This window comes from Methanoplanus endosymbiosus, assembly GCF_024662215.1.
Classification (GTDB): domain Archaea; phylum Halobacteriota; class Methanomicrobia; order Methanomicrobiales; family Methanomicrobiaceae; genus Methanoplanus; species Methanoplanus endosymbiosus.
Genome location: NZ_CP096115.1, coordinates 372,901 through 385,074 on the forward strand (window position 1 = coordinate 372,901; position 12,174 = coordinate 385,074).

The following is a 12,174-nucleotide window of genomic DNA, read 5'->3' on the forward strand; positions in this document are numbered from 1 at the left end:
TACGCTGAAAATCTGATTAATTCACCGGATATATTTCCGGTGGAAAAATTATTATATCATCGTGCTCAATCAGAAAATCAAAGGGATAAGAGGCTGAAAAAAATGGCGATGAATCCAAAAATTGAGAAAGAGCTTAATGAGCAGATCATGTGGGAATTGTATTCGTCCTATATGTATCTATCAATGTCGTCCTGGTATGAGTCTATTGGACTTAAGGGCTTTGCAAACTGGGAGTCTGTTCAGGCTCAGGAAGAACTTGAACATGCAATGAAGTTTTACAGTTATATTATTTCAAGAGGCGGAAGGGTGAAACTTCAGGCAATAAAGGAACCCCCAACAGAGTGGGAATCCCCTCTTGATGCCTTTGAGGCATCCCTGGAGCATGAGAAATTTGTAACCTCCAGAATTAACCTCCTTGTTGATCTTGCAATTGAAGAACGGGATCATCCGACAAATAACATGCTTCAGTGGTATGTTGATGAACAGGTTGAGGAGGAGGCAAATGCAGAGGAAATTCTGAACCAGCTCAGACTTATGGGGGTTCAGGGAAATTCAGGCCTGCTCTATATGCTTGATAAGGAACTTGCAACGCGGGTTTATACTCCTCCTGCCACAGATAAGAAGAACTGAATTCAGGGATACTGGTATGCCGGTCAGGGAAGTTTTTTTTAATTTCCCCGTGATTACCGGCAGATCAGATCATCATCTTTTATTATTCCGGATTTAATCAGGTTTATGGTGCTTAATCTCCATCTGGTTCTGTCAGGGCGTTTTTCTGTTTTTTGACTGATATGCCACACACTCTGTATAAATTCCGTCATTTTCTCTGCCAATACCATATAATTTTAAGGTTACTCAGGTTGAATTAAGAAGAATAATTTCGGAGTATATTCAAGTGACAGGTCAGTTTGTTCCAAAAAAAGTATTTTTCACATCCGGCGCTGGTTCTCATCCGGATAAGCTGACATCTTTTGAGATGGCATTAAGACAGGCATCAATCCACTGCTACAATATCGTTGAGGTAAGTTCAATATTACCACCCAAATGCAGGATTATACCTAAAGATGAAGGTGTCGGGATGCTGTTTCCGGGTAGTATTACATTTGCAATTCTCTCCCGTCTGTCATCCAGTGAGGCAGGAAGGAGAATAACTGCATCGGTAGGTATGGCAATTCCACGTGATGTTGATAACGACTGGGGGTATTTTGCAGAATATCAGAGTTTTGATGAAAGTAAAGAGACTGCCGGTGCCTATGCAGAAAAAATTGCAGACAATATGTACAGGAGCATCTCTGATAAGGTTCCTGAGAAGACTATGAACAGAACCAAATCAGCAGTTGTAAATGATGATGGTGACTGGTCAACAGTCCTTGCGGCAGCTGTTTTCATAATGGAATAATCTATTTCTCAGTTTTTTTAAATTTTCAGCCGGAAAAATCTATTTCTTCCCGCCGGAATTCACCTGATTTTTCGATCTTTGGCCGGCAGTATCAGCTCTCTGATCGCAGAACCTGAAGCATCTTTTCTGAAATTTCTGCCGGATTAATTACGGCTTAAAAAAAGAATATTATTAAATTAATATGATCTTGCAACCAGTGCCGGCTTTCCGGCTTTTTTGCAGATTATACATTCGCCTTCGCTGTCGCCGATGTATTCAGATCTTATCTCATTGCCTAGTATGCTTACGTTTAATCTCTTTTCGATCTCATTGGCACACTCTTCACATCCACACCAGTGGACAACAGCAACACCGTCTTCAACTGCTTTTCCGGCCTCATCAGGTGTATCTGCATGCCTTATCTTCTCCTTTACTGTCTCCTCAGCTCTGTTAAGAAGGCTTTCACCAAATGTTTCAAGACTTATCTTTACCTCTTCCGTAATATTTTCACGGCTCAGGCTGGCTTTATCTCCGAGGCGGTTTGCTGACATAACAACATTGTTGTCAATATCTCTGGGGCCCAATTCAAGCCTTAGGGGGACACCCTTCATCTCCCAGTGGTAATATTTTGCGCCGGGCCTGAGTGGCCGATCATCGATCTTTACCCTGAGTCCTGCGTCCTTTAACTCCTTCTCAAGAGCTTTTGCAGATTCCAGGATCTCATCGGCCCTCTTCTTCATAATAATAGGAACAATAACAACCTGCACCGGTGCCATTTCAGGCGGAAGTACAAGGCCCTTGTCATCCCCGTGAACGGATATGAGTGCCGCAATGCACCTCTCTGAGATGCCATAGCAGGTCTGGAATGCCAGCTTCTGATCTCCATTCTCATCCTCAAAACTGATGTCAAAGGTCTTTGAGAAATTATCACCCAGATGGTGCACAGTGCCGACCTGAAGCGTTCTTCCGTCAGGCATAATCGCATCGGCTGCCATGGTGTAATCCGCGCCCGGAAATTTGTCCCAGTCCGGTCTTTTGGAGATTATCACCGGAACACAGAGCCTACGGTAAAACTCAGTGTAGATTTTAATGGCATCTTCAACCTGATTCTTTGCATCCTCCCAGGTTGCATGAACTGTGTGTGCCTCTTTAAACGATGTAATCTCACGCAGACGTATCAGAGGTCTGGTATGCTTTGTCTCGTACCTGAATGTATTGACAATCTGGTACAGCTTTAACGGAAGGTCAGCATGTGATCTCACCCACAGCGCATACATAGGATAGATTGCAGTCTCACTGGTCGGCCTTAATGCAAGAGGCACATCAAGTTCGGATGTCCCTCCGTGAGTAACCCAGTAAACCTCTTCTTCAAAACCCTTGATATGCTCCGCTTCCTTCATGAATTCGTTTTCCGGAATTAAAAGCGGAAAGAGCGTTTCCTCGTGATCCCTGTCAAGAAGCTCTCTCAATACTGAATATACAGCCTTACGGACTGCAAAACCATGCGGGTACCAGACATAAACACCCTTAACCGGGTACCTGACATCCATCACCTCAGCGCGCCAGAGTATTTCATTGTACCATTCGCTGAACGTTTCTTTTGAAGGCAATGTGCCCTTCTCTTCGGACATGTATGAAAAACTCCTAAATACTAACTAAATTTATGATTTGAGGCGTAATAAATGCCTCTGTGATTGCCGCAGCAATGAGAAGCGGTATAACAGTCATAACGAATATTTTTCCCAGCCTTCCGGCCTCAGCTGCTGCATCACCGCGTCCTCTGAATTCTCTCCAGATGGATTCGGACAGTATAAATCCAAGTCCTGCTGCCGTTATGAATGCCGGAATTTCAAATATACCATGGGGAATAATTCCGGCCAAAACCACCGGCAGACCCTTCTCAATCATTGTAAACTGAAGGACAAAACCAACAATAATTCCGTTTGTCATCAGAATAAACATCGTAACAATGCCAAATGTTGCACCACCGATGAAGAGCAGAACGGATGCCTCTGTATTGTTTATAAAGAGATTTATGGCCAGTAGTGCACTGTTGTCAGTTAAAATCGGCAGAAACACATTCTGGCTTATAGTCTCAACCATCGCCTTACCGGATTCAGGATTCTGCGAAAAAGCAAGTGCTCCGAATATTAAAAATAAAAAGAAAAAAGAGAGAGAAAAAATAAATGCCCTCTTAAGATTACCTTCAAACATACAGAATCATCCTGACCATATCCCTGATTCCGGGGGCCATTCCAACCATTATCATTGCAAGAATTATCAGATGCCACAGTGCTTTGTTACCATCTTTTCTGTACATCTCAAGGATATAAATCGCAGGAATTACTACTACAAGCTTCAGTCCGAACATTGAAAATGCAGTTCCGGTTGCCTCAATCAGTGCAGAGCCTACAACATGCTGTTCAACATATGCTATCTCATGGAGATCGATTCCAAAGCTCGTGGCGCTGGCATCAAGCATATGCCCGAATATCAGCAGTTTGTAGAGAATATCGGATGCAAAATCCCATTTAAAGACGTATTTTATCACTGCCCAGACTGCTGCTGATGATGCAAAAGCCATAGCCAGAATAAAAACCATAACCAATATGTGAATGCCTGAAACAGTCATTCCATACCAGACAAGCGGGATGAGTGAAGCAATAACGGCGATTATTCCTCCGGCTGCGAAACCATGAGTATATCTCCTGATAATTCCCTTCTTTTCGAGAAATCTGGATATTATCAGGGCAATTATTGCATAGAAGAATATTGCAAAGAATATCACCGGAGTTATCAGCAGAACATACCACGGGTACGGAATAATTCCTGTATCCTCTACAACCCTGAGCGTTCCTCCAAGTACAACATAGGGAATTACTGCAAGAATAAAATCCCTGTCAATTGAGATCCCTGTCTTTTCAAGCCATCTGTACACAAGATATACCGAAAGTATCAGTATCAGGGCGTAGGTAAGGGTGTCAACAATCGTATAGGCCTCACCGTTCACAATCGGACCTACATAATATTTGTATATAAAATCCCCTATCATTTATTGATAAAATAATGAGCGCAGAAGGTATAAAAGTACTCAAAAAACCGCAATTTGACAAATCCAAATGGCTTCAGATGCCTCGCGATGTCATAATCGGTCATGATTCGGTGGAACAGATTCCAAAAGTCTGTGAAGATCTGAGAACCGGCAATTCTGCGCTGATAATATCCGGCAGAAATACCATGAAAGCCGCAGGAGGGCGTGTCCGGGATCTTTTAGAAGAGAAATATGACGTATCTGTCTTTATAATTGATGCAATATCAGAACAGAGCATAGTGGACGCTGAAGATGCCGCATCTGATTCCGATTTTCTAATAGGTGTGGGAGGCGGAAAACCGATAGATGTAGCTAAAATTGCCTCATATAATCTTGAAAAACATTTTATCAGTGTCCCTACAGCGGCATCCCATGACGGGATCGCCTCTTCGCGTGCGTCAGTACCGATTGAAGGGGGCAGGGTCTCGCTGGATGCGCACCCTCCGATTGCAATCGTGGCTGATACTGCAATAGTTTCAAAGGCACCGCACAGGCTTACTGCATCAGGGTGCGCAGATGTCATCTCCAATTATACAGCCATTCTTGACTGGGAACTGGCACACAGACTGAGGGGCGAGACTATCAGTGAATATGCCATTGCTCTCTCAAAGATGACAGCAGAAATTCTTGTAAAAAATGCAAACGTGATAAAACCCGGTTCTGAAGAAGGGGCATGGATGGTCTTAAAGGCGCTCTTCTCGTCCGGAATTGCGATGAGTATTGCAGGTTCATCAAGGCCTGCAAGCGGCGGTGAGCACAAGTTCAGCCACGCGCTGGACATACTGTCTCCCAACATCGGTCTTCACGGGGAGCAGTGCGGGATAGGTTCAATAATGACAATGTACCTGCATGGCGGAGACTGGCGGTGGATAAGAAACTCCCTTCGCGCAATTGGTGCACCAGTAACTCCAAAGGAACTTGGCATTGAGGATGAAGTTGCAGTTGAGGCTCTTATGATGGCACGAAATATCCGCCCGGAAAGATTTACTGTTCTTGATATGGGCCTTGAAAGGGACTGTGCCGAAAAACTTGTAAAAATGCTTTACAAGGATTAAATTCTATTAGAAATAATATAGAAATAATCTGTCTGCTTAAAGGGAGTTACTGAAAATATGTCTGAAAATGCTGTAATTATAACGCTGATTGGCAAAAACCTCACAGAAATGGGCCTTGAATTTATTTATAAAGGGGAACTTGAAACATGCGAAGGATGCAGGATGTTTAAGGTCTGCAATAATCTGGTACCAAAAAGAAGATATCGCATTGTCGGAATCAGGGGAAATACAGTCCATTCCTGTAATATCCATAACTCCGGAGTCTGTGCTGTAGAGGTCATTGAACCTCCGGTCATTGCCCTCATTGAATCAAAACGGGCAATTCCAAAATCTGAAATAATATTCAATCAGACATGCCCGAATCTCACATGCGAACTTTACGACCTCTGTTTTCCGGAAGGTGTAATTGAGGGTGAACGATATCTTGTATCGGGAGTATTTGAGGAGAACGATCAGCCATGTGCGATGAGCCGGAAGTTAAGAAAAGTTGAACTGACACCACTCTGAAAGAAATTTCCGGTTTGTTGCAGGATTCAGAAAAACAGCTCCCCACTTCACCCTACATTTATCACCATCCAAGAATATATTCGCCAGAGGTTTATTTTTCAGAGACTTCTGCAAGTTCAAAAGCCGTTTTTTGGATCTCTTCCCTGATTATCAGCCTGCACAGCCATCTTTCCGGGATGGAACTATAGCCATATTCAGCGCCGCACAATGCTCCGGTAATTGCAGCTATGGTATCAGTGTCGCCTCCGACAGATGCTGCATCTGAAACCGCCTCTTCAAATGAATTTCCCTGCATAAAAAAAGCGACTGCACAGTGCGTTGCATCCAGCGCATCAATGGAAGGATTAAGTCTTATTTTCTTAAGCTGCGAAAGTTTTCCCAGTACGTCTTCATTTCTGCATTCTGAAAGTGCGCGATAGTATGCCTCTCTCCTGTTACAGCCCCTGCACATGCAGCTAATCATCAGATTCACAAAAGCCGAGCATTCACAGGCCACAGGATGATAATGTGTCATCTGTGAATAAAGAATACTCATGGTCCTGACTTTTGCCGGACTGTAGAAAATCCCCACCGGCGCACCCCTCATAACACTGCCGTCTGTCCTCCCGCCCCCTGCTTCGTAAACCTCTTTAGAGATGCGAAATGCAGATTTGCCAGCTAATACTGCTTCAAATACTTTTGCAGATGTAGGGCCGAAGAAGTTCCTGTGAATCCTGAAACTTTCAGCCATTAAGAGCGCAGTTTCATCATATACGAGTTTTCCATACTTAATCAGCGATTTTGCGACTGCTAAGGCAAGATATGTGTCATCTGTAACCTCTCCGCCCTTCAGTTTATGCACACCCCCCGGAATTATATCATATACTGGCTTATTTTCCGGTTTTAAGCCCTCAAAGGCCGCACCTAACGCATCGCCAACAGATAAACCCACCAGTGCCCCCGCTTTTTTCATTATCTCTGATATAAAGCTCACCAATAAATTATATGTGGTTTCGGCTGAACTAAATCTTAAGGATTGGTGATCTAGTGCAGAAAGAGGAATTACTACATCTACACATGCTTTTAGTTCAGGTAAAAAAATATTATGAGTCCATAAACTGTGACGAAGTTCTGACCGAGAGATATGACAATCTAAAAATATCGCCGGTTCATATCCACAAGAACAAGATCTGTCATAAAGAGGCCATTTTAACTCTTGGTGATGAACTTGTCGGATATATTCGGAGCAGAGGTATGCCCGCGGTTGAATACTTACCGGGTGCAGGTTCAGAAGAGGTTGCTGTTGAACACTGACCCCAAAAATCAGGATTTTGTTTTAAGGGAATTAATCTCCCGAATTTTATCGGAAGCCAAAGATGCTTCAGATGTTCCGCGAATAAAGACATCTGTTGCAAAAAAGTACAGGCTTCATTCTATCCCGCGCAATTCAGAGATCTTTGTTTCTGCGACTGAGGAAGAGAAGACACTTCTAAGACCTATAATTCAGGTTAAACCCTCAAGAACCATCTCCGGAGTTGCACCTGTGGCAGTTATGACCTCGCCGCATACATGCCCCCATGGAATATGTCTGCCATGCCCCGGAGGTCCAAATCATCCGTTTAAATCACCACAGAGTTATACCGGTGAGGAACCGGCGGCTCTTAGGGGCAGACAGCTTGAATATCAGCCTTATGTTCAGGTTCAGACAAGGCTCAGACAGTTTGAGATGCTTGGTCATCACATTGACAAAGCCGAGCTTATTGTGATGGGCGGTACGATGACTGCGAGGGATACTGACTATCAGGAATGGTTTATGAGATCCTGCATCCGTGCAATGAATGAATATGGTTCAGAAGACAGAGGAGATATATTCACATTTGAAGAGCTTTGCAGGGAGAATGAAACATCCAATGTACGGTGCATTGCAGTAACCTTTGAAACAAGACCTGACTGGTGCAGAAAAGAGCACATTGACAGCATGCTTTCACTTGGAGTTACAAAAGTTGAAATCGGTGTGCAGCAGCTTGATGACCGGATTTTAGACTTCAACAGAAGGGGTCATCACGTAAGTGAATCTGTAAAAGCTAACAGACTTCTGCGCGATGCAGGAATTAAGGTTGGTTTTCATATCATGCCAAATCTTCCATCGGCAACGATTGAGGATGATATGAAGATGTTTGACACTCTCTTTACTGATGAAAGATTCTGCCCCGACTTTCTGAAGATATATCCGACACTTGTAACCCCGGGTTCGGAGATTGAGGATATGTGGAAGAAAGGAGATTATGATGTCTATGATGAGGACAAACTCGTTGATCTCGTAGCTTATGGCAAATCCTGCCTTCCTGAATATGTGCGCCTGCAGAGGGTTCAGCGTGACATTCCCGCAAAGCTGATCGTTGCCGGATCGCACTTCAGTAATTTCAGACAGCTTGCGGGCAGCAGACTGACTGAAAAGGGCGGGAAGTGCCACTGCATACGGTGCAGGGAAGCCGGAAGAAACAGAATAGATGAAGAACCGCATATTGAGGTGACTGAATATCCATGCTGTGGCGGCAGGGAATTTTTCATTCAGTTCACTGCAAATGATGCGCTCATTGGTTTTGCAAGGCTCAGGCTTCCGAACATGCCCTGGAAGAATGAACTTAAAGGTGCGGCACTGCTCAGGGAACTCCACGTGTACGGCTCTGTTGTGCCGATATCCGGTTCTGCCGGAGACGGAGAGTGGCAGCATAAGAACTTTGGTGATCGCCTCCTCAAACACGCAGAGAGTATTGCAGCGGAGAATGGCTATGAAAAGATTGCTGTGATGAGCGGAATCGGTGTCAGGCCATATTATCTGAAGAGGGGCTACAGAAGAATCGGCCCTTATATGGTGAAGGAAATCCGATGAATGCCGCAACTCTGGAATATTTAAAACAGAATTTCCAGAATTACTACAAAAAAGCCACAATAGAGATACCTCCGGCTCTTGAACAGCGAGAATGGGGATTCATATTTTTTGATACTTCCGACGAGGTAAGGATGAAGCGCCACATATCATTCAGCTCAAAGCCTGAAGTTGAGAATTATCTCCGCGCCATGATTCCACGCCATGTCTATCATTCGACAGCATACTACCGCACTCCGTCAGCAGGGACAATGCCCGATAAGGAATGGTGCGGAGCAGATCTTATATTTGATCTTGATGCCGACCACATAGTCCGGGGCGCATATGATCTGATGCTTGCCCGTGTGAAGGAGGAGGTATTCAAACTCATTGCTATGCTGCGCGATGAACTTGGTTTTTCAGAAAAGGATATGTTCCTTGTCTTCTCCGGAGGAAGGGGCTATCATATCCATATCAGGAACCTTGAGGTTTTGGGCTGGAGCAGTGCTGAGAGGCGCGGGATTGTTGATTATGTCTGCGGGACAGGAATTGATCCGCAGATTATGCTAAAGTCCCGTATGTCCGGTTCAGGATGGCCTGAGAGGTACAGAGAGATCCTCTCTGAGTACCTTGCCGGCCTCTCTTCCGTAGAAAAAAAGAGCGCAGTCAAAAAAATTACTGCACTCAGAGGAATTGGTGAAAAATCCGCTCTGAACTTCATTGAATCATCTCCGGCATTATCAAAGGCCCTAACATCAGGCAGGGAAGGCATTGTTCTCTCCGAAACGCAGAAAAAGGTATTTGAGGTACTTAAAGGAGATTCAGAAGAATTTAAAGAGATATTTAACAAACGTGCTGTCCTGACCGATGAACCGGTTACAACTGATATAAAACGCCTTATACGGATGCCCGGATCGCTTCACGGCGGAAGTTCGATGAGAGTTGTGTCAATGCCGGTCTCCGAACTTGACGGGTTTGATCCTCTGACCGATGCAGTGGTATTTGGTGAGGACGAGATCATTGTCGATTCAAAATTCCCTGTGACAATGCCCATACTTGGAAATAAATATTCTCTCGATAAAGGAATAAACAGAGTACCTGAAGCACTGGCCCTCTTTCTATGCGCAAGAGGAATTGCTGAGTATTCAGGTGCTAAAAGGTAAATTGGCAGGCAAATATTGTTCGGCACATGCAATATGGACCTTGATTATTTAAGGCTCATAGTACTTGATGAGAGAGGGAGCGGAAAGTTATCCGAAATTCCGGATGACATCTATAGCGAAGCGCTTGAATATCTGTCAGAGCTGTACTCTGAAGCAAGTTCAATTGATCACTTCATGACTGAGCGCGGAAGTGAACTGCTGAATGAGATAGAGAGTGTTCAGGCTACTCTGCAGGATATTACAAACCAGAGGATAAGAAAAATAATAAAGCTCGCTGAAATTCAGGCAGACTGCGGCAGAACCGATAAAGAAGAACTCAAAAGGATGCTTCCTCCTGAAGAGGAGATGTATGACAAAATTCTTCTTGCAATTGGCGAATGCCGCAGGAAATTTACAGAGCCGGAATTTCTGAGAGCAACAAAGAAAAGCGCGGGTGGAAATGTGCAGCCTCCGCCCTGCGTGGACGAGGTTATATCACACGACAATTATGCTGCCGAAATTATTCCTCAGAATGACGGAATTATACAAAACGAGTCCGAATATGTGCCCACATCAGAAATATCCTCCCCGGAAAAGGGTGGAGATATTGAATATGAACCGGTTTATATCATTGATAAAATTGATTCTTTTATGGGCATTGACGGCAGAATATATAATCTCTCAGCAGAAGATGTTGTTACACTTCCCAGGAAAAATGCTGAAGTCCTTTATAATCGCAACATAGCCTTAAATATAGGCATTAGCAAATGATAATGGGATTTAACAGGTAAATCAAATATCTGATATACGTCTGTAATTGCCGCTTCAATGCTCCAATAATTGTAGCGGCTTATTTCCAAAGAACAGGGGCCTGATATTTTATGAAAATGCCAGTAAAATTCAAAACATATTGTCCGTACTGCAGAACCCATGAGGTTCACGAAGTAGAGAAAGTAAAGAAAGGCCGCGATCTACACTTACACTGGATTGACAGGCAGAAGGCACGCAGAAGTAAAGTAGGAAATATGGGTAAGTTCTCAAAAGTGCCTGGTGGAGACAAACCTACAAAAAGAATCAATGTGAGATACCGCTGCACAAAATGTGGCAAGGCGCACCTTCGCGCTGGTGTCAAAGCAGGAAAATTCGAGCTTACGGAGTGATTTAAGAATGGTTCGTGTAAACAGAGAAAACAGATCAAAATTTTATACAGTGAAATGCCCGGACTGCGAAAATGAACAGAAGATCTTTCAGAGGGCAAGCTCAGTCGTGGACTGTGTTGTCTGCGGAAAGATTCTTGCAGAGCCAAAGGGCGGAAATGCGGATATAAAGGCAGAGATTATTGCCGAACACGAGTAATATTAACTATGTACGAGAGAGAATGGCCGGACGAAGGTGAACTTGTAGTATGCACGGTTACAAATGTGAAAGATTTTGTCTCATTTGTTTCACTTGATGAATACGATGACCGTGAAGGTCTGATACCTATTGCTGAGATTGCACGTGGATGGATTAAGCACATACGTGATTATGTCCGTGAAGGGCAGAAGGTTGTGTGTAAGGTTCTCAACGTGAACAAAAGCCGCGGGCACATAGATCTCTCTCTGAAAGATGTTAACGATCATCAGCGCAAGGAAAAGATCCATGAGTGGAAGAATGAGCAGAAGGCAGAGAAATGGGTTGGATTTATATCCGAAAAATCCGGTGTTCCTGCTGAAGAGATTATCTCAAAATTCTTCCCGGAATATGGCGCGCTTTTCCCTCCTTTTGAAGATGTGCTGATCGATGAGGAGAAAACACTTTCAAAACTCAAACTTGATGAAAGTGTTGCAAAGGCTTTTGTTGAAGTTGCAAATGAAAATGTAAAACTTCCTAAAGTTACTATCTCCGGCACTCTCGTTCTGACATCCGATAAACCTGACGGTGTTAATGTTATAAGAAGGGCACTCAGAAGTGCACAGCCAAAGATCGAAGGAGTCGAACTTGAGCTTGTGTACGTTGGTGCCCCGAAATACCGTGTAAAGGTGACTGCACCGGATTATAAATCCGCTGAAAATGCAATCAACAAGGTTGCAAAAGCAGCAATTGGTGTTATGGAGCGGGCAGAGGGTGAAGGTAAATTCATCAGAAAGCAGCGTTCCGGTAAAAACTGATTA

At 43.9% G+C, this 12,174-nt stretch carries 15 protein-coding genes; 11 read left to right on the forward strand and 4 right to left on the reverse strand.

The window, feature by feature from the left end:
- Positions 1–39 precede the first annotated feature (39 nt).
- Positions 40–630, forward strand: coding sequence for a ferritin (locus L6E24_RS01395; RefSeq protein WP_308219135.1), 591 nt, complete (start codon positions 40–42; stop codon positions 628–630).
- A 265-nt stretch (positions 631–895) separates the two neighbouring features.
- The gene (locus L6E24_RS01400) at positions 896–1,399 is read left to right on the forward strand and encodes a pyruvoyl-dependent arginine decarboxylase (RefSeq protein WP_257742952.1); all 504 of its coding nucleotides are present in this window, start codon (positions 896–898) and stop codon (positions 1,397–1,399) included.
- A gap of 176 nt (positions 1,400–1,575) precedes the next feature.
- Here L6E24_RS01400 and proS read toward each other — a convergent pair whose 3' ends face one another.
- From proS to L6E24_RS01415, 3 genes are read right to left on the reverse strand one after another with little or no spacing between them, the layout of a single operon-like run.
- Entirely contained in the window at positions 1,576–3,009 is a 1,434-nt protein-coding gene (proS, locus tag L6E24_RS01405) for a proline--tRNA ligase (RefSeq protein ID WP_257742953.1), read from the reverse strand.
- A gap of 13 nt (positions 3,010–3,022) precedes the next feature.
- Entirely contained in the window at positions 3,023–3,592 is a 570-nt protein-coding gene (locus L6E24_RS01410; protein WP_257742954.1) for a stage II sporulation protein M, read from the reverse strand.
- The gene (locus L6E24_RS01415; protein WP_257742955.1) at positions 3,585–4,430 is read right to left on the reverse strand and encodes a DUF63 family protein; all 846 of its coding nucleotides are present in this window, start codon (positions 4,428–4,430) and stop codon (positions 3,585–3,587) included. The genes L6E24_RS01410 and L6E24_RS01415 overlap by 8 nt, the downstream gene beginning before the upstream one ends.
- Before the next feature lie 14 nt (positions 4,431–4,444).
- Here L6E24_RS01415 and L6E24_RS01420 point away from each other — a divergent pair, with 14 nt between their 5' ends.
- Together L6E24_RS01420 and L6E24_RS01425 are read left to right on the forward strand one after the other, a co-directional pair.
- Positions 4,445–5,524: an NAD(P)-dependent glycerol-1-phosphate dehydrogenase gene (locus tag L6E24_RS01420; protein ID WP_257742956.1), complete on the forward strand. Its 1,080-nt coding sequence runs from the start codon at positions 4,445–4,447 to the stop codon at positions 5,522–5,524.
- A gap of 57 nt (positions 5,525–5,581) precedes the next feature.
- Entirely contained in the window at positions 5,582–6,031 is a 450-nt protein-coding gene (locus tag L6E24_RS01425) for a UPF0179 family protein (protein ID WP_257742957.1), read from the forward strand.
- 91 nt (positions 6,032–6,122) lie between these two features.
- Here L6E24_RS01425 and L6E24_RS01430 read toward each other — a convergent pair whose 3' ends face one another.
- Positions 6,123–7,004: an ADP-ribosylglycohydrolase family protein gene (locus L6E24_RS01430; RefSeq protein WP_257742958.1), complete on the reverse strand. Its 882-nt coding sequence runs from the start codon at positions 7,002–7,004 to the stop codon at positions 6,123–6,125.
- Positions 7,005–7,087: 83 nt separating this feature from the next.
- On the opposite strand from L6E24_RS01430, the gene L6E24_RS01435 reads away from it, so the two are divergent.
- From L6E24_RS01435 to L6E24_RS01465, 7 genes are all read left to right on the forward strand, one after another.
- Positions 7,088–7,324 (forward strand): UPF0058 family protein, encoded by a 237-nt coding sequence (locus L6E24_RS01435; protein WP_257744057.1) that lies wholly within the window; start codon positions 7,088–7,090, stop codon positions 7,322–7,324.
- Positions 7,314–8,903 carry a tRNA uridine(34) 5-carboxymethylaminomethyl modification radical SAM/GNAT enzyme Elp3 gene (locus L6E24_RS01440; protein ID WP_257742959.1) on the forward strand — a complete coding sequence of 530 codons (1,590 nt, stop codon included), beginning with the start codon at positions 7,314–7,316 and terminating at the stop codon, positions 8,901–8,903. Before L6E24_RS01435 ends, L6E24_RS01440 begins: the two co-directional genes overlap by 11 nt.
- On the forward strand, positions 8,900–10,042 hold the full coding sequence (gene priS, locus L6E24_RS01445; protein ID WP_257742960.1) for a DNA primase catalytic subunit PriS: 1,143 nt from the start codon (positions 8,900–8,902) through the stop codon (positions 10,040–10,042). The genes L6E24_RS01440 and priS overlap by 4 nt, the downstream gene beginning before the upstream one ends.
- A 33-nt stretch (positions 10,043–10,075) precedes the next feature.
- The gene (locus L6E24_RS01450; RefSeq protein ID WP_257742961.1) at positions 10,076–10,792 is read left to right on the forward strand and encodes a hypothetical protein; all 717 of its coding nucleotides are present in this window, start codon (positions 10,076–10,078) and stop codon (positions 10,790–10,792) included.
- 110 nt (positions 10,793–10,902) lie between these two features.
- Positions 10,903–11,181 (forward strand): 50S ribosomal protein L44e, encoded by a 279-nt coding sequence (locus L6E24_RS01455; protein WP_257742962.1) that lies wholly within the window; start codon positions 10,903–10,905, stop codon positions 11,179–11,181.
- Between the two features lie 7 nt (positions 11,182–11,188).
- Positions 11,189–11,377 (forward strand): 30S ribosomal protein S27e, encoded by a 189-nt coding sequence (locus L6E24_RS01460; RefSeq protein WP_257742963.1) that lies wholly within the window; start codon positions 11,189–11,191, stop codon positions 11,375–11,377.
- 8 nt (positions 11,378–11,385) lie between these two features.
- Positions 11,386–12,171, forward strand: coding sequence for a translation initiation factor IF-2 subunit alpha (locus L6E24_RS01465; protein ID WP_257742964.1), 786 nt, complete (start codon positions 11,386–11,388; stop codon positions 12,169–12,171).
- Positions 12,172–12,174 lie beyond the last annotated feature (3 nt).

Excerpts from the sequence above, each read along its gene's own strand:
- L6E24_RS01420 (WP_257742956.1), top strand. The coding sequence starts at position 4,445 with ATGAGCGCAGAAGGTATAAAAGTACTCAAAAAACCGCAATTTGACAAA.
- L6E24_RS01460 (WP_257742963.1), top strand. The coding sequence starts at position 11,189 with ATGGTTCGTGTAAACAGAGAAAACAGATCAAAATTTTATACAGTGAAA.
- L6E24_RS01435 (WP_257744057.1), top strand. The coding sequence starts at position 7,088 with ATGCTTTTAGTTCAGGTAAAAAAATATTATGAGTCCATAAACTGTGAC.
- L6E24_RS01465 (WP_257742964.1), top strand. The coding sequence starts at position 11,386 with ATGTACGAGAGAGAATGGCCGGACGAAGGTGAACTTGTAGTATGCACG.
- proS (WP_257742953.1), bottom strand. The coding sequence starts at position 3,009 with ATGTCCGAAGAGAAGGGCACATTGCCTTCAAAAGAAACGTTCAGCGAA.
- L6E24_RS01410 (WP_257742954.1), bottom strand. The coding sequence starts at position 3,592 with ATGTTTGAAGGTAATCTTAAGAGGGCATTTATTTTTTCTCTCTCTTTT.
- L6E24_RS01415 (WP_257742955.1), bottom strand. The coding sequence starts at position 4,430 with ATGATAGGGGATTTTATATACAAATATTATGTAGGTCCGATTGTGAAC.
- L6E24_RS01450 (WP_257742961.1), top strand. The coding sequence starts at position 10,076 with ATGGACCTTGATTATTTAAGGCTCATAGTACTTGATGAGAGAGGGAGC.
- L6E24_RS01425 (WP_257742957.1), top strand. The coding sequence starts at position 5,582 with ATGTCTGAAAATGCTGTAATTATAACGCTGATTGGCAAAAACCTCACA.
- L6E24_RS01455 (WP_257742962.1), top strand. The coding sequence starts at position 10,903 with ATGAAAATGCCAGTAAAATTCAAAACATATTGTCCGTACTGCAGAACC.
- priS (WP_257742960.1), top strand. The coding sequence starts at position 8,900 with ATGAATGCCGCAACTCTGGAATATTTAAAACAGAATTTCCAGAATTAC.